Origin of the sequence: Phenylobacterium glaciei (assembly GCF_016772415.1) — a bacterium.
Lineage (GTDB): Bacteria > Pseudomonadota > Alphaproteobacteria > Caulobacterales > Caulobacteraceae > Phenylobacterium > Phenylobacterium glaciei.
This window is the reverse complement of the sequence record NZ_JAGSGD010000001.1, coordinates 2,646,886-2,662,446: the sequence shown is the minus strand read 5'-3', so window position 1 is coordinate 2,662,446 and position 15,561 is coordinate 2,646,886. Positions and strand designations below refer to the sequence as shown.

Genomic DNA, 15,561 nt, shown 5'->3' with positions numbered 1-15,561 from the left:
CTACCGGGGGCTCCTTAGGTGATCAACGGTTCGTTCGTCGCGCCGCCCGGCCGGCCTGGAACTCGGTCATCGCCTTGGACGGCGCGTCGGTGCTCCAGGCGGCCTCGAAGGCGTCAATGCCGGCGGCGATGGCGTCCTTCATGGGCAGGTCCTCCCAGCGGCGGATCAGGGCTTTCTGCAGCCGTACGGCGGCGGGCTCGGCGGCCAGCAGGCTTTCGATCCAGGTCTCCACCTGGGCGTCCAGGTCGCCCGCGGGGACCACCGCCTCCACCAGACCCCAGCCTTCCGCCTCGGCGGCGCTGAAGGTCTCGCCCAACAGCAGCATCTGGCGGGTGCGACCCCATCCCACCAGGGACGGGAGGAGGGCGGCCTCCACCACCGACGGGATGCCCAGCTTGACCTCCGGCATGCCGAACACCGCGCTGTCGGCGGCCACCCGCAGGTCGCAGGCCGCGGCCACCTCCATCCCGGCGCCCAGGGCATAGCCGTTGATCCGCCCGATCACCGGGACCGGCAAGTCGCGCAAGGTCTCGCAGCAGCGGTGGACGCGGGTGATGAAGGCGCGCGCCGTGGTGGCGTCCAGGCCCGCCATCTCGTCGATGTCGGCGCCGCCGATGAAGGCGCGGTCGCCGGCCCCGGTCAGCACAACGGCGCGGAGATGCTCATCCTTGGCGAGCGCCCCGATCCGCGCGGCGAACGCCTTCATCAGGGCGCTGTTCAGGGTGTTGAGCTTGGCTGCGTTGTCCAGGGTGACATGGGCCACGCAGGCGCCGCCGGCCCGCGCCTCGATCTCGATCCGCACCTCGCCCGACATGGTTGTGTCCTCCCAGGTCACCGCGCCAATCTGCGACGCGCATCGCGCCTCGACAACCGTGGCAAAGGCGGTGAACATTGATCACTTAGCTTCGGGAGTCTGCATGCGCCGCCGTTTTGCCGACCTGCGCGACGGGAAGGGCTGCTGATGCCCTGGCCGTCCGTGGGCGCGAGCAGGCGTCGGGGCTATCACGTGGGCAATCTGCGCGCCCAGCTGATGGACGAGGCCCGCGCCCTGCTGGAGAGCGGCGGGATCGGCAAGCTGAACCTGCGCGCCCTGGCGGCCCGGACCGGGATCGCGCCGGGCTCGGTCTATCACCACTACACTTCCAAACAGGCCCTGCTCGCGGGGCTGGCCGCCGAGGGGTTCGGCGAGTTCGAGGCCGCCCTGCGCGCCGCCGCCTCGGCGTCGCCCGACGCTCCGATCCGGGTGACGGCCCTGGCCTATTTCGGCTTCGCCCGGGCCCAGCCGGCGCTCTACGCCCTGATGTTCGATCCCACGGTGCTGGGCGATCCGGAGGTGGGCGCGGCGCGCGACCGGGCCTTCGCCGTCATCGAGACCGCCATCGCCCAATCGCCGGCCCAGCAGGACCGCGACGCCGACCTGATCCACAAGGTGGCCCTGGCCGTCTGGGCCTGCGGCCACGGCGCGGCCTCCATGATGCTGGCCGATCCCACCGACACCGAGGGCGGCTTGATGGAGGACGTGATCCAGGGGCTGGAGGCGCTGTTCCGCCGGCGCTGAGGGCTAAGGCATGAGCGTGCGCCAAAGCCACACCCAGCGCAGCTTCGTTGCGCCCCGGTTGTGAATTCCAGAATCGCCGTCTAAGCATGACGCCGTTCCGCGAACCTGTTCGCGGGTTTTCGACCTGAGACGATGACCAATCTGTTTGGCCAGATGCCGTGCGGCAATGAGCTCTACCGGGCTCCGACGCCGCATGCACCCAACCCGCCAGACCCATCGACCCTTTCAGAAATCGAAGCCCGCCATGTCCGCCGTCATCACCGTCAAGTCGCTCTCCAAGGCCTACCGCTACGCTAAGCGGCGCGGCGGCTTCTTCGAGGCCTTCTCCCCCGAACATGTGACGGTCGAGGCCGTCGGCGGCGTCGATTTCGAGATCGGGGTGGGCGAGCGCGTCGCCATCATCGGCCCCATCGGTGCGGGCAAGTCCACGACGCTGAAGATGCTGTCGGGCATCCTGGAGCCGTCCTCCGGCGAGGCCAGCGTGCTGGGCCTGACGCCCTGGAAGCAGCGCAAGGCGCTGGCCTACAAGATCGGCGTGGTGTTCGGCCAACGCTCCCAGCTGTGGGGCGAACTGCCGGCCCGCGAGAGCTTCGCCCTGCTGCGCCACATCTACGACCAGGAGGCGGCCCCCTTCGCCAAACGGCTGGGGGAGCTGACCGAGCGGTTCGCGCTGGCCGACCTGCTGGACCAGCCCGTGCACCGCATGTCGCTCGGCCAACGGATGAGGTGCGAGATCACCGCCAGCCTGCTGCACGGCCCCAACCTGCTGTTCCTCGACGAGCCCACCATCGGCCTGGACGTGACCGCCAAGGCCGCGATCCGCGACTTCATCCGCGAGCACGCCCGCGACCACGGCCAGACCGTGCTGCTCACCAGCCATGACACACGGGATATCGAGCTGGTCTGCGACCGGGTCATCGTCGTCAACCAGGGCCGCATCGTGGTGGACCAGCCCACCGACCAGCTGCGCCGCCGGTTCCTGGGGCGCAAGATCATCACCTTCCAGTCTGCGGGGCAGGCGGTGTCCCTGAACCTCCCCGGCGTGACGCGGCGCGCCTCGGAGGCCCACGCCACCATCCTGGAGGTGGACACAAAGCTCACCCGCGTGGAGCAGGTTATCGCCGCGGCGATGGCCGACGGCGGCATCGAGGACGTCACCATCGAGGATCCCCCCATGGAGGAGGTGATCGCCGAGATCTACGCCTCGACCCATGCGGCGTGACCTGATCGCGGCGGCCGTCGCCCTGCGGATCGGGGCGGGCCAGGCGATGGCCGGCTGGACCGTGCTGGCTGGGCGCTGCCTGTTCTACGTCCTGATCATGACCGTGCTCTCGGCCCTGTGGGACAAGGTGGCGGCCGAGCCTGTGCAGGGCGCCATCCGCCTGCCGGCTGGCGGCCTGGTGCTCTACGTGCTGGCGACGGAGTGGATCACGCTGTCGCTGCCTTCGGTACACCTGCGGTTCGAGGACGACATCCGCTCCGGCGGGCTGGAGCCGCACCTGCTGCGGCCCAAGTTCTATCTGCTGCAGAGCCTGGCCCAGAACCTGGGCGGGACCCTGGTGCGGCTGGCCGCGCTCGGAGTGACGGCGGTGGTCTGGCTGGCGGCGACGGGGCGCGAGGGGCCGCCCGCCGCCACCTATCCCTATCTGTTTGTCCTGGGCGTGCTGGCGGTGACCGTGGGCATGCTGCTCTACGCGTTGGCCGGGCTGTGCGCCTTCTGGACCCGCCGCATCCTGCCGGTGATGCTGGTGATCCAGAAGCTGATGTTCCTGCTGGGCGGACTCTTCGCCCCCATCACCCTCTATCCCGACTGGCTGCGGAAGATCGCCGAGGCGACCCCCTTCGCCGCGCACCTCTATTGGGCCGGGGTGCAGGCGCTCCACCCCTCGGGCGCCATGTTCCTGACGGCGGTGGCCTGGCAGGTGCTGTGGATCGTCCTGCTCAGCCTGCTGTGCGTGGCGCTCTGGCGCGCGGGGCTGGCCAAGCTATTGCGGGAGGGCGGGGTATGACCAGCCTCGTGCGCCTCTATGCCGCCCAGTCGGCCGCGGCGATCCGCACCTCCTTCTCCGACCGCGGCAACTTCGCGATCCAGGTGGGCGGGATGATCGTCAACGACGTGTTTTTCCTGACCCTGTGGGTGCTGTTCTTCGCGGGCTTCCGTTCGATCGGTGGCTGGCAGCTGAAGGACATGGCGCTGCTGTTTGGCCTGACCATGTCGGTGGTGGGGATCTCCGGCGTCTTCTTCGGCGGCTATCGCGACATGGCCGCCACCCTGCTGCGCGGTGAGCTGGACGCCCTGCTGACCCAGCCCAAGGGGTTGATCCCCCGCCTGCTGGCGCGCGAGAGCATCGCCACGGCCTGGGGCGACCTGGCCGGCGCGATCTTCGTGCTGGCAGTCTTCGCCAAGCTGGAATGGACCGACCTGCCCGCCGTGCTGTTGGCCATCGCGGCGGGGGGCACGGTCTACGTCAGCGCCAGCATCAGCTTCGCCTGCCTGGCCTTCTGGGCGGTGGGCGCGCGCAGCTTCGCCCGCGAGTTGACCGACTTCATGCTGCTGTTCTCCAGCTATCCGGGGTCGATCTACCAGGGCGCGGTGAAGACCATCGCCTTCACCATCTTGCCGGCGGGCTTCGTGGTGCTGGCGCCCATGGGCATGGTGCGTCATCCGGGCGTGCAGACCCTGGCGGTGGTGGTGTTCGGCGCGGTGCTCTACGCCGCCATCGCGGTCGGCCTCTTCCACCTGGGCGTGGCCCGCTACCGGCGCGGCGCCTCGCCTTCACTGTGAGAATGACTTGATTTCGAGGCCGAAGCCCGTTGGTTAGGGCCATGAGCCGCAAGCCGAGGATCACGGTGGCGGGCGCAGGCGCGCTCGGTCTGACGACGGCGCTCGCCCTGGCTGACGCCGGCGCCGAGGTGGCGGTCTATGATCCGTCGCCGGACGGCGGAAACGCCTCGAGGGTCGCGGCCGGCATGCTGGCGCCGGTGTTCGAGGCGGTGCTGGATGTTGAGACCCGGGCCCACTTCGACCTGATGCTGGCGGCCCGTGATCTCTGGCCGGCGCTGGAGACGCGGATCGGGATCACCGTGGATCGTGCCGGCGCCATGGCCGTCGGCGATGCGGCCTTCCTGCAGGCGACCGACGCTGGCATCCGCAAGCTGGGCCTGCATCCCACCGATCTGTCGCGCAACGCCATGATCGGCCTGGCGCCTGGTCTGGCGCCCGGCTGGGGACACGCGCTGCTGACCCGCGAGGACTGGCGCATCGACGCCGCCGCCGCCCTGGCGGCGCTGCGCCGCGCCGCGCAGGCCGCCGGGGTCACCGTCCACGCCCGAGCCGCCGACGGTTTCGAAGGCGCTGAGCGGTTGGTGATCGCCACGGGGATGGGCAAGGGTCTCGCGGTCATGGCGCCGCTGCTGGGCCGCCTGACCCCCATCAAGGGCCACATCCTGCGCACCGATGGCCCGGCCTATGAGGGCGTCGTGGTGCGGGGCGAGGGGGCCTATGTCACCGGCGCGCCTGGCGGCCTGACCCTGGGCGCCACCATGCAGGCCGGGGCCGATGACCTGGCCGTCGAACCCGATCAGGTCGCGGGCCTGCTGGAGGCGGGTGGGCGGCTATTCCCGGCTGTGACGGCCGCGAAGGTCACAGCCCAGACCGGGGTCCGCGCCGCCACCCCAGACGGCCTGCCCATGGTCGGGCGAGGCCGTCACCATGGGGTGCTGCTGGCCGTCGGCGCGCGGCGCAACGGCTGGCTGCTGGCGCCCCTGGTGGCCAAGATCATCACCGCTTGCGTGACGGAAGGGGACCTGGGTCCCTATGCCGCCCGGCTCGATCCGGGGCGGTTCGAGAAAACCGGAGCGTGACAGCCAAAAATTGACACCTGTTTGGCGCCCGTCACGCGAAAAAATGAAAGACTAGGGAAGAGAGCATGAGCGCCTTCTGGCTGAGCGACGAACAGCAGGCGATCCGCGACAGCGTCGCCCGGGTCTGCGCCGACTTCGACGCCGAGTACTGGCGGCGCACCGACGACACCGGCGAGTTCCCCGAGGCCTTCGTCGCCGCCATGGCCGCGGGCGGCTGGCTGGGAACGGCCATGCCCACAGAGCTCGGCGGGTCGGGCCTTGGCCTGACGGAAGCCGCCATCATGATGCAGGCGGTGGCGGAGTCCGGGGCGGGCTTCTCCGGCGCCAGCGCCATGCACCTGAACATCTTCGGCCCCATGCCTATCGCCAAGTTCGGGTCCGAAGCGCTGAAGGCCAGCGCCATCCCCCGGTTGATCTCCGGCGAGGACAAGATCTGCATCGGCATCACCGAGCCGGACTCCGGTCTCGACACCACCAGCCTGACCACCCGGGCGGTGCGGACCGACCACGGCTATGTGATCTCGGGCCGCAAGGTGTGGACGACCATGGCCCAGCGGGCCAACAAGATGCTGATCATCGCCCGCACCACGCCCAAGGATCAGGTGCGCAAGGCCACCGAGGGCCTCAGCCTGTTCTACACCGACTTCGATCGGTCGAAGATCTCGGCCACGGTGATCCCGAAGATGGGCCGCAAGGCGGTGGAGTCCAACAGCGTCTTCATCGACGGCCTGGAGGTCCCCGAGGGGGATCTGATCGGCGAGGAGGGGCGGGGCTTCTACTATCTGCTGGAGGGGCTCAACCCCGAGCGGGTGCTGTTCGGCGCCGAAGCCGTGGGGCTGGGCCGCGCGGCGCTCGCCAAGGCCACGACCTACGCCAAGGAGCGGATCGTGTTCGGCCGTCCCATCGGCCAGAACCAGGGCGTGGCCCATCCCCTGGCGCGCTCCTGGGCCGAGCTGGAGGCCGCCAATCTGATGGCGTTCAAGGCCGCGGCCCTCTACGACGCCGGCCGCGACTGTGGGGCCGAGGCCAACGCCGCCAAGTATCTGGGCGGCGAGGCGGGCTTCAACGCCTGCGAGGCCGCCGTCCTGGCCCACGGCGGCATGGGCTACGCCAAGGAATACGACGTGGAGCGCTATTTCCGCGAAGTGATGATCGCCCGCATCGCGCCGATCAGCCGCGAGATGGTGCTGAACTACATCGCCGAGCGCGTGCTGGGCCTGCCCAAGAGCTACTAGCCCACCGTCATCCCGGCCGCAGCGCAGCGGAGAGCCGGGACCCAGGAGCCAAGCGCGCGGCCCCTGGGTCCCGGATCGGCCTTGCGGCCGTCCGGGATGACGGTGAGTTTAATTCCCCAGGCTGAACCGGATGGGGATGCGCACGATGGCCCCGTCGACCGCTTGGCCGTCCCGGGTCTGGGGGCTCATCTTGAAGTAGGCCGCGAGCTTGAGGGCGGCCGGGCCGAAGCCGGCGTTGTCGGGGCTCTCGGCCACCACCTGGCAGGCGCTGACCGAACCGTCGCCGCCCACCAGGCAGGCCAGGGTCGCGCCGCCCTCGATGTTCCGGCGCATGGCGCTGTCGGGATAGAAGCGCGCGAACTCCTTGGCGCCGGGCTTGCGCAGCCAGGTGGGCGACGTGATCACCGGCGGCGCCTTGGGCACCTCGATCACCTGGGGCGGCGGATCGGCCTTGGCGATGGTGGTGGGGGGCGGACCCATGGTGGGGTTGGCCGGCGGATCGGTGGGCGGCGCCTGGATCGTATTGCTCGGCGGCGTCTCAGGGATCGGCGTGTCGTGCAGATGCACCTCAGGCTTGGTCCGCGGCTCAACCTTCTTTTCGGGCGTGTAGAGCTCCACCTTGAAGCCCGGGTCTTCGACGGCCGGGCGATCCTCCGGCGGCGCCCGGAACCGCTGGACGGCGAGATAGGCCACCAGGCCCAGGTGGGCCGCGATGGACACCCCGATCGCCGCGGTCATGGCGCGGCGGGTTTTCGGATTGACCGCGTGTCCGGCGGGGAACGGTTGTTGGACGACCATTGGCGACCTCCCTTTTGTTATCGTCACCGACAACAGGGTCGCGCGCCGATCGTGGCGGAGGCTTGACCTTGGGGAAGCTAAACCATGTCCCCGGGATGGTCAGGTTGTGTCTCTACAACCAAGAAACTGCGACGCTTCGTCGCAAGTATTCGCTGGTATACGCGCTGAGGGGCCATAAACCATTAATGACGGCGCAACCCCTTTCCTCCTAAGGTTTTGTGAGATCTGGGGCGCGAATCAGAAATGTTCTCAAGAGCTGTCGAGCCTGTGCCGTCAAAGGAGCTGGCGGCTGTCTATCGGCCGGTAGTGCGCGGATACCTGATCGCGGCGGGGATCTACTATCTCATTATCACCGCCAGCCATCCGTTCTACGAGAGGGGGGCGGCGCTGGCTGTCCTGATGGGCCTGTCGGCTGTCGCGGCGGTGGTCTGCCTCGGCTTCCATCGCCTGCTGCGCAATCCCGCCTCCGCCCAGCTGACCCTTGAGATGGCGGCGCTCGCGACCAATGCGCTGATCCTGGCCAATGTCGTGGCCTATCTGTCGATTCATTACGAAGCGCCGAAGCTGGTCTATTTCGTGATCATGGCCCTGGGCTTCGCAACGGTAGGGCCAAGTGTCCGCATCCTGGCGCCCTCCGTCATCCTGGCCCTGGCCGCCCTGGTGTTCTTCGCCGGACAGGCCGGGCCCGGCGCAGCGGGGCAGTATGCCTTCGTCGGGCTGGCGGGCGCCTTCGGGGCTATCGGGCTTTCGAACATGACCCGCGGCGTGGTGATGCGCGAACTGCGCGCCCGCCTGGCCGCCGAGGCCCTGAACCGCCAGATCGAGCGTGAACTGGCCACCAATCAGACCCTGCGTATCCAGGCCCAGGACCTGGCCCGGATCGCCGACTCCGCCAACCGCAGCAAGACCGAGTTCCTGGCCACCATCAGCCACGAGCTGCGCACCCCGCTGAACGGCGTGCTGGGCATGGCCCAGGCCATGAGCGCCGATCCGCTGTCCAAGCCGCAGCGCTCGCGGCTGGGGACCATCCAGGAGTCCGGCCGCGCCCTGCTGAGCATCATCAACGACGTTCTCGACATTTCGAAGATCGAGGCCGGCCGTCTGGAGCTCTCACCGTCGGTGTTCAACATGGCGGGCTTCGCCCAGGACCTCGCCGCCCTCTATGGCGGGCTGGCCCAGGAGCGCGGTCTCGACTTCAGCCTTGAGATCACCCCGGATGCCAAGGGCTGGCGGCGGGGCGACGAGGTGCGGCTGCGGCAGGTGATCTCCAACCTGCTGTCCAATGCACTCAAGTTCACCGAGGTGGGTTCGGTCACCGCGCGCATCGACGCCGACGGCGACCTGCTGAAGGTCCTCGTCACCGACACCGGCCTGGGGATCGCCGCGGAACGCGCCCCGCAGCTGTTCGAGAAATTCGTCCAGGCCGACGCCTCGACCACCCGCCGATTCGGCGGCACGGGGCTGGGGCTTTCCATCTGCCGCGAGATCCTCGGCCTGATGGGCGGGGAGATCGATTTCACCAGTACGGCCGGGGAGGGCTCCTGCTTCAGCTTTACCACGCCCCTGGCCCGCGCCGAGACCCCGACGGCGCTCGCCCAGCCCGCCGCCGAGCCCAGTTTTGACGACGACCTGCGGGTTCTGGTGGCCGACGACAACCCCACAAACCGGCTGGTGATCCGCACCCTGTTGGAGCAGTTCGGCATCGAGACCATCACCGTCGACAGCGGGACCGCGGCCATCGAAGCCTGGGAAGGCGGGACCTGGTCGGCCATCCTGATGGACATCCACATGCCCGGCATGGATGGCCTGGACGCCACCCGGGAAATCCGCGCCCGCGAACAGGCCGGCGGCCGGGCCCACATCCCGATCATCGCTGTCACCGCCAGCGTCCTAAGCCACGAGACCGACGCCTACTTCGCCGCCGGCATGGACGACTTCATCGCCAAGCCCATCGAGCTTGCGCGCCTGCTGTCCATCCTCGAGGCCTGCCTGAACCGCGCCGATGAGGGCGCCGCGCGGGTCGCCGCCGCCTGAGTGCGCGCGTCAGCCGCAGTATGGTTAGCGCGGCGTTAACCATACCGGTTCAAACCAGGGACCATGGCGATCCAGGGTCTGAGGGGCGCGGTCGAAGCCGCTATCCAACGTGCGTCCACCGCGACGGGCGTCGACTTCTCATTCCTCATGAAGACCGCCAATCGCGAGAGCGGCTATAATCCCCGCGCCAAGGCCTCGTCTTCGTCGGCGGCCGGCCTCTTCCAGTTCGTCGAGCAGACCTGGCTGTCCACGCTCAAGCAGCACGGCTCCAAATACGGCTATGCCCGCTACGCCGACCTGATCACCAAGGGCGCCGACGGGCGCTACGGCGTCAACGGCGCCGAGGCGCGCAAGGCGGTGATGGACCTGCGGCTCGATCCGCACGCGGCCTCCCTGATGGCCGGCGAGCTGGCGTCGGACCATGCCTCCTATCTGAAGGGCCGCACCGGCCGTACGCCGACGGCGGGCGAGCTCTATGCCGCCCACTTCCTGGGTCCCCAGGGCTCGGCCCGACTGATCGAGGCGGCCAACACCCGCCCCGGCGCGGCGGCCGCCAGCCTGTTTCCCGACGCCGCCCAAGCCAACCGTTCCATCTTCTATCGCGACGGCCGCCCGGCCACGGTGGCCGAGGTCTACGCCAACCTGACCCGCACCGGCGGGGTCGGCCCGGGGGCCTCCGCGCCCGCCGCGCCCGCCGATGACGGTTTCATCCAATATGCCTCGGCCCGCCGCACCGAACGGCTGAAGGAGCAGGACGCCCTGGTTGACCTGATCCTGCGCGGCAGCCAAAGCACCGACCGCGACGGCTCCAGCTCGCGCCTCACCGGCTCGATCTTCTCCAGCGAGATGCTGCGGGTGCTGTCGGACGCCCGCGACGGCAAGAGCTAGGGAACGCGCCGCCTTGCGCCCCGCTGGAGTTCATCTTCGGGATCCTGGACGCTTCGCGGGCCTTGCCGGGAAGCCGACGTTCGGAAGGTCTCAGATGGGTGGTGAGCGGACGCTAAGCATCGCCGCGTTCGGCCGCGCCGAGGGCCAGTTGAAGGTCCACGCTGAAGGAAGTCCAATCGAACCCCCTGGCGAGTCTGAAGGGGCGTTCATTCAAACGGTGTGCAAGTTCCTGGGCGAAAAGCCTGCGTAACTCACCCGCCGTCTGACCTGCCAGAAGATCGGGTGAAAGCTCAACGGCCATACTGAGCTGCTTGAACCGACGCCCCTTCGCGTCTGTAACGGTCCCCAGCCGATTGTGTGGCTTCGCGAACCGAGAATTGTCCTCGTCATCGACCGAGACCAGGACACCTAGAAAGGCATCGACACCGGCTCCATAGTTTCTCTTCTCAATCAGCGGCGCCACCTGATCTCCGATGGCGGTCAGGGCGACCAGGACAACATCGGCAACGTCCTCCCACACCACGCTAGTGAAGCGAACAAGCATCAACGCTCGTTCTGGCGAGCATTACTCCCGTCCCCAGAGTGCCGGATAACGGACCCTGTCGACGTCAGCCAAGGGTGGGCAGCTGCCGTTCACTGCGCACTCAAGGTGAGTCGCCGTCTGACGCCACCCCCACCCTCCACGATCCGCTAAGCTGGCCTGCTCAACGTCGCTGGACTACTGTCGCAGAGCTTCTCGCCGGATGCTGGAGGAACCCCTTTCCAAACTCATAGCCTGTCGCAAGTCCACCCGATCCGTCCGGCTTCATGGCCCTCACGAGGATTGATGCAAAGCTGTCGGCGAGCGCGGGATGGTCTTTCAAGATAGTGGTGACAAACGAGCGGTTGTCGGCATCGACGGTCCTGTCATCGGTCCACCGATCAGTACGGCGCACGATCACCAAGTTCAGATCGCCGCCAACGCCAAGCACGCCAACGTCGCTCGCGCTGAATGTCTGATTTGCGAAGCGCCAAGTCCCCTCAAGGCCGCCGCTAAGTTCCGGGGGCATCTGTAGGCCACGGACCTCCTTGTCGAGGTCTTGCTTCCATACAGGAATCGCATTCGGTCCCCGACCGGCTATGCTCTCCGCTGCGCGATAGAGCAGCACCGCATTCACGTGATGGCCGCGAGCTGCCTGCTCAATCGCCAGCGCGCGGAGTGCTGCTGATGTCCTACCCGAGATGGCTGTCGCATCGAACTGCACCGACAGCGCTTTTAGAACTCCGTCCTCGGGAATCAGCCAGATGAATATTGACCAGTCGTTGTTGATGGTGTGGGCCGTAACCTCGACGTGGAACTGGCGAGGGTTTGCTAGCATCGACAGCGCCACAGCATCTGGGTCCGCGAGCGAGCGCCCACAGGTCATCTTGGGCAGTGGGTTCCGCCCGCCAGTTACGTCAATCTGATAGGTGTGGGCGACGTGCACGTTCTGATAGGGAGCTAACGGCACAACAGCCAACCGCAGATACTCCGCGAGGGCGGATGGCGCGGCCGCAGATCGCGCAGCTGCCGACATCTGCTCCCGCAGTGCATCACCATTCCCGCTAAGCATGTTCCGGGCGATGGCGAGTGCGAGAGTATCGACCGAGGATCGATCCGGTGCGGCGATTTCTTCATCCACCCTACACCTTGCGGCGTAGGCGGACACACCTTGCGCCCAACCCCAGGACGGTGCGCACACGAAGAGGATGCTCGCTGCAATGGCGGCGAAAGAATCTCTTCTCAATATCATCGCCAAACCTGCCCCTTTGTCGTTGATTAAGTGTGGCCATGACGCATGGGGTATTACAACTACAGCGACCCTTGATACGCGAATAACGGGCAAGTGCTTCATTCAAGGTCTAACGCTCGACAGCGGACGTTCCAAATTGCGCCTCAGGGTCGAATCGCGATGTTGGCCGCCTTGCCGAAACCCGCCCTTTGCCCGGGCAGCCCGGCAGGGGCTGGGCCTTCAGACCTTGCCGCGTCCGTCGCCCGGATCGCCACAGGGGTGGGCCTATCCCGCAGCCCCGCTCGCCATCATCGCGTCGATCTCGGCCTCGGAGTAGCCGATCTCGCCTAGCACCACGCGGGTATGTTCTCCCAGGCCGGGCGCGGCCGGGCGCTGGGTCGTGACCACACCTGGGAACTGGGCCGGAGAGTTGGGGGAGCGGTAGGTTCCGCCGTGGCCGTCCTCCACGGCGATCAGGGCGCCGGCGGCCTCGACCTGCGGGTCGGCGGCGACCTCGGCGGGGGTCTGGACGGGGGCCCAGACCAGGTCGGCCCCGTCCAGCCGGCGGGCGATCTCGTCGAAGTCGAGTGCTCCGAAGGCGGCCTCGAACTCGGCCACCAGGTCGCGGTTGTTGGCCTTGCGCGCCTTGCCGCCCTTGAAGCGCTCGTCCTCCAGCCAGTCAGGTCGTCCGCAGACGCCCGCCAGGACCGGCCAGTCGGCGGCCCCGCCACGGGGGTTGAGCACGAACCAGCGCTCGTCGCGGCTCTTGTAGAAGTTGGCCAGGGGATCGAAGGGATCGGTGCGCGGGCGGTTCGACGCCAGCTTGCCGAAGACGAGCTGCACCGCCAGGTCCGAGCCCACCACATAGGTGCCGGTCGCCAGCAGCGAAGTGGCCACCAGCCGGCCCTCGCCGGTCTTCTCGCGTTCGTAGAGCGCCGCCAGGATCGCCGAGGTGGTGGCCAGCGAGGTGGTGTGATCGCCCACACCCGTGCGCAGGATGAAGGGGTCGGAGCCTTTCGGCGCGTGCATCCGCGCCACGCCGGCCCGCGACCAGAAGGCGGTGACGTCGAAGCCGGGCAGGTGGGCGTCGGGGCCCTCCAGGCCATAGCCGGTGACCACGGCGTAGATCAGCCGAGGATTGGCGGCCCGCAGGGTCTTCTCGTCGAGCCTGTACTTCCGCAGCGAGGCCGGCCGGACATTGGTCAGGAAAACATCGGCCTCGGCAGCCAGACGGGCCAGGGCGTCGCGGCCCTCAGGCTTGGCGATGTCCAGGACGACGGCGCGCTTGCCGCGATTGTCCATGCCGAAGGTGGGGTTGCCGGTGAGCTCGCTCTTGGCGTCGGCGAAGACGTGGCGCATCGGGTCGCCCTGTGGCCGCTCCACCTTGATCACCTCCGCGCCCCAGTCGGCGAGGATGCCCGCCGCACCGGGCGCGGCGATATAGGAGGCGAATTCGACGACCTTCAGACCCTTGAGCAGCACGCGTCTTCCCCACCTGTTTCCAGGATCATGGGCGTTACCGGCTCAGGCCTCAAGCGGTGAGGCGCGCCAGGGCGTCCTTGCGGGTGACGGCGACGGCGTCGGCGACGGCGCGGGCCACGGCGGCCACGCTGACCGGCTTGCGCAGCACTGCGTCGGCGCCGGCGTCGGTGCATTCGCGGGCTTCCTCAGCGTCACCGCCGATCACCGCGACGATCGGCACGTCGGCCGCCGCCCCGTCCAGCCCGCGGAGGGCTGCGATGGTCTCCGGGCCGTCCATGTTGGGCATGCGGCCGTCGATCATCACCAGGTCGAACTCGCAGATCTTGGCCAGTTCGAAGGCGCGGCGGCCGTCGACAGCGTGGACCACCTGGTGACCCAGCTGCTCGATCACCGCGCGCAGCATGGCGGCGTTCAGCGCGTCGTCCTCGGCGATCAGCACCTTCAGGGTTCGGCGCTCGGCCGGGTCGGGGGCGGCGACCTCCACGGCCTCCACCACGCGCTCGGCCACGGCGTGGGCGTCATAGGGCAGTTCCAGGCGGAAACAGGAGCCGACGCCCACAGCGCTGTGGGCGGTCAGGTCGCCGCCCATCAGGCGGGCCAGCTGACGGGCCAGGGACAGGCCCAGGCCCGCGCCCGACGTGCCAGCGCTGGTGCGCTCCACCCGGGCGAACGGTTCGAAGGCGCGTTCCAGTTCGTCGGCGGCCAGGCCGGGGCCCGTGTCGGCGATTTCGATGGCCAGGCGGCCGGCGGCGGTGATCTCCAGGCGAGCCTCGACGCGGCCACGGACGGAGAACTTCACGGCGTTGCCGATCAGGTTGGCGATGATCTGTCGGGCCCGGTGGGCGTCGGCCAGGGCCGCGCCGGCATGGCCGCTCTCCAGCTCCGGCGGCACATGCAGGGTCAGCTCCAACCCCTTCATCGAGGCGTTGGGACGGTTCAGCAGCACCAGGTCGCGCAGCAGGGCCACAGGGTCGAAGGGGCGGGTGTCCACCGACAGGCGGCCGGCCTCGGCGGTCTCGGAATCGAGCGTGGTGTTGAGCACCGCGATCAGGTCGTTGGCGGCGTCGAGGGCCGCGGTGAGCTGCTCGCGGGACGGCGCGCCACGGCCGTTGCGGCCCGCGGCGGCGGCCAGGACGTGGGCCACGCCGGTCAGGCCGTTGCGGATCTCGTGGCTCAGGGTGGCCACCAGGTCGGACTTGGACTGGGCCAGGCGCCGCGCCTCCTCGACCTTGCCCGCCCGCTCGGCGATCAGGATCTCGCGCTCGGCGGCCATGGAGAACTGGCGGCGCAGGATGCGGTTGAGGATCAGGGCCAGCGCCATGGCGAGCGCGATGGCGCCCCAGGCGTTGCTGGCCAGGTCATTGTCCTGCGGCCGCGAGAACAGGGCGATCAGCGGACCGGCGGCGGCGGCGGGTCCGACGATCAGTAGGCTGGGCAGCCAGGGGGAGGCGAAGAAGATGATCACCACCGCGGCGGCCAGCGCGGTCATCAGCAGCGGCTCGCGGGCGGGACCCGCGCCATCGGAGAAGGCGGCGATCTGCGCCACGGCCAATGCCCAGATCAGGGCCGACAGAATCTGCACCCGGCCACGCTTTACCGTGTTGTTGGCGGCCTCGGGGTCCTTCAGCCAGTTCACCACGCCGTAAAAGGCGCCCCAGGCGGCGGCGAAGATCGCGAAGGTCCCGGTCATCCAGACCGCGTTCACCGCATGGCTGCCGGCCCAGACATAGGCCGGAAGGCTGACGGCGAAGACCGCGAGCGCGTAGGGCAGGAGGGCCGTCTGGGCCTCCAAGGCCTGCTGTGTCGCCGATTGGCCGCCCCGCTGGGGTTCGGCCGTCCGATCATCTGGGGTCGTGGCCATGGGGCGCCTCGGGGGAGATATCGCCACGCAAGGTAGTGGATCAGGGTTGGCGCGAAGTTACCGGCCAGGGTTAATCCACAGCTTCAGCGG

The 15,561-nt window shown here is 68.6% G+C and carries 14 protein-coding genes and 1 pseudogene; 9 read left to right on the top strand and 6 right to left on the bottom strand.

Features of this window, described 5'->3' with window-relative positions; translation table 11 throughout:
• Nucleotides 1–22: 22 nt before the first annotated feature.
• Complete coding sequence (locus JKL49_RS13095; protein WP_215341042.1) at nucleotides 23–892, bottom strand: enoyl-CoA hydratase; 870 nt, start codon at nucleotides 890–892, stop codon at nucleotides 23–25.
• 69 nt (nucleotides 893–961) lie between these two features.
• Here JKL49_RS13095 and JKL49_RS13090 point away from each other — a divergent pair, with 69 nt between their 5' ends.
• From JKL49_RS13090 to JKL49_RS21410, 7 genes and pseudogenes are all read left to right on the top strand, one after another.
• Nucleotides 962–1,558 carry a TetR/AcrR family transcriptional regulator gene (locus JKL49_RS13090; RefSeq protein ID WP_215341040.1) on the top strand — a complete coding sequence of 199 codons (597 nt, stop codon included), beginning with the start codon at nucleotides 962–964 and terminating at the stop codon, nucleotides 1,556–1,558.
• Between the two features lie 244 nt (nucleotides 1,559–1,802).
• The gene (locus tag JKL49_RS13085; protein ID WP_215341038.1) at nucleotides 1,803–2,780 is read left to right on the top strand and encodes an ABC transporter ATP-binding protein; all 978 of its coding nucleotides are present in this window, start codon (nucleotides 1,803–1,805) and stop codon (nucleotides 2,778–2,780) included.
• Nucleotides 2,770–3,567, top strand: a complete 798-nt coding sequence (locus tag JKL49_RS13080; protein WP_215341034.1) for an ABC-2 family transporter protein — start codon at nucleotides 2,770–2,772, stop codon at nucleotides 3,565–3,567. The genes JKL49_RS13085 and JKL49_RS13080 overlap by 11 nt, the downstream gene beginning before the upstream one ends.
• Nucleotides 3,564–4,343, top strand: a complete 780-nt coding sequence (locus JKL49_RS13075; RefSeq protein ID WP_215341033.1) for an ABC-2 family transporter protein — start codon at nucleotides 3,564–3,566, stop codon at nucleotides 4,341–4,343. The genes JKL49_RS13080 and JKL49_RS13075 overlap by 4 nt, the downstream gene beginning before the upstream one ends.
• 41 nt (nucleotides 4,344–4,384) lie before the next feature.
• The gene (locus tag JKL49_RS13070) at nucleotides 4,385–5,422 is read left to right on the top strand and encodes an NAD(P)/FAD-dependent oxidoreductase (RefSeq protein WP_215341032.1); all 1,038 of its coding nucleotides are present in this window, start codon (nucleotides 4,385–4,387) and stop codon (nucleotides 5,420–5,422) included.
• Nucleotides 5,423–5,487: 65 nt separating this feature from the next.
• The gene (locus JKL49_RS13065) at nucleotides 5,488–6,657 is read left to right on the top strand and encodes an acyl-CoA dehydrogenase family protein (RefSeq protein ID WP_215341031.1); all 1,170 of its coding nucleotides are present in this window, start codon (nucleotides 5,488–5,490) and stop codon (nucleotides 6,655–6,657) included.
• Between the two features lie 8 nt (nucleotides 6,658–6,665).
• A pseudogene (locus tag JKL49_RS21410) lies at nucleotides 6,666–6,782 on the top strand (hypothetical protein); the annotation flags it as partial.
• On the opposite strand, the gene JKL49_RS13060 reads toward JKL49_RS21410, so the two are convergent.
• Nucleotides 6,766–7,455 carry an energy transducer TonB gene (locus tag JKL49_RS13060; protein WP_215341030.1) on the bottom strand — a complete coding sequence of 230 codons (690 nt, stop codon included), beginning with the start codon at nucleotides 7,453–7,455 and terminating at the stop codon, nucleotides 6,766–6,768. The pseudogene JKL49_RS21410 and the gene JKL49_RS13060 overlap by 17 nt on opposite strands.
• 267 nt (nucleotides 7,456–7,722) lie before the next feature.
• Between JKL49_RS13060 and JKL49_RS13055 the strand changes: the two genes are divergently transcribed.
• Nucleotides 7,723–9,489 (top strand): ATP-binding protein, encoded by a 1,767-nt coding sequence (locus JKL49_RS13055; protein WP_347340381.1) that lies wholly within the window; start codon nucleotides 7,723–7,725, stop codon nucleotides 9,487–9,489.
• 63 nt (nucleotides 9,490–9,552) lie between these two features.
• Nucleotides 9,553–10,377 carry a transglycosylase SLT domain-containing protein gene (locus tag JKL49_RS13050; RefSeq protein ID WP_215341028.1) on the top strand — a complete coding sequence of 275 codons (825 nt, stop codon included), beginning with the start codon at nucleotides 9,553–9,555 and terminating at the stop codon, nucleotides 10,375–10,377.
• 112 nt (nucleotides 10,378–10,489) lie between these two features.
• Here the strand turns inward: JKL49_RS13050 and JKL49_RS13045 are convergent, their stop codons facing one another.
• The 4 genes from JKL49_RS13045 to JKL49_RS13030 form a co-directional block, all read right to left on the bottom strand.
• Entirely contained in the window at nucleotides 10,490–10,921 is a 432-nt protein-coding gene (locus JKL49_RS13045; RefSeq protein ID WP_215341027.1) for a hypothetical protein, read from the bottom strand.
• 160 nt (nucleotides 10,922–11,081) lie between these two features.
• Nucleotides 11,082–12,038, bottom strand: a complete 957-nt coding sequence (locus JKL49_RS13040; protein WP_215341026.1) for a hypothetical protein — start codon at nucleotides 12,036–12,038, stop codon at nucleotides 11,082–11,084.
• 375 nt (nucleotides 12,039–12,413) lie between these two features.
• Nucleotides 12,414–13,610 carry a CaiB/BaiF CoA transferase family protein gene (locus JKL49_RS13035; RefSeq protein WP_347340380.1) on the bottom strand — a complete coding sequence of 399 codons (1,197 nt, stop codon included), beginning with the start codon at nucleotides 13,608–13,610 and terminating at the stop codon, nucleotides 12,414–12,416.
• A 49-nt stretch (nucleotides 13,611–13,659) separates the two neighbouring features.
• The gene (locus tag JKL49_RS13030) at nucleotides 13,660–15,471 is read right to left on the bottom strand and encodes a hybrid sensor histidine kinase/response regulator (protein ID WP_215341025.1); all 1,812 of its coding nucleotides are present in this window, start codon (nucleotides 15,469–15,471) and stop codon (nucleotides 13,660–13,662) included.
• Nucleotides 15,472–15,561 lie beyond the last annotated feature (90 nt).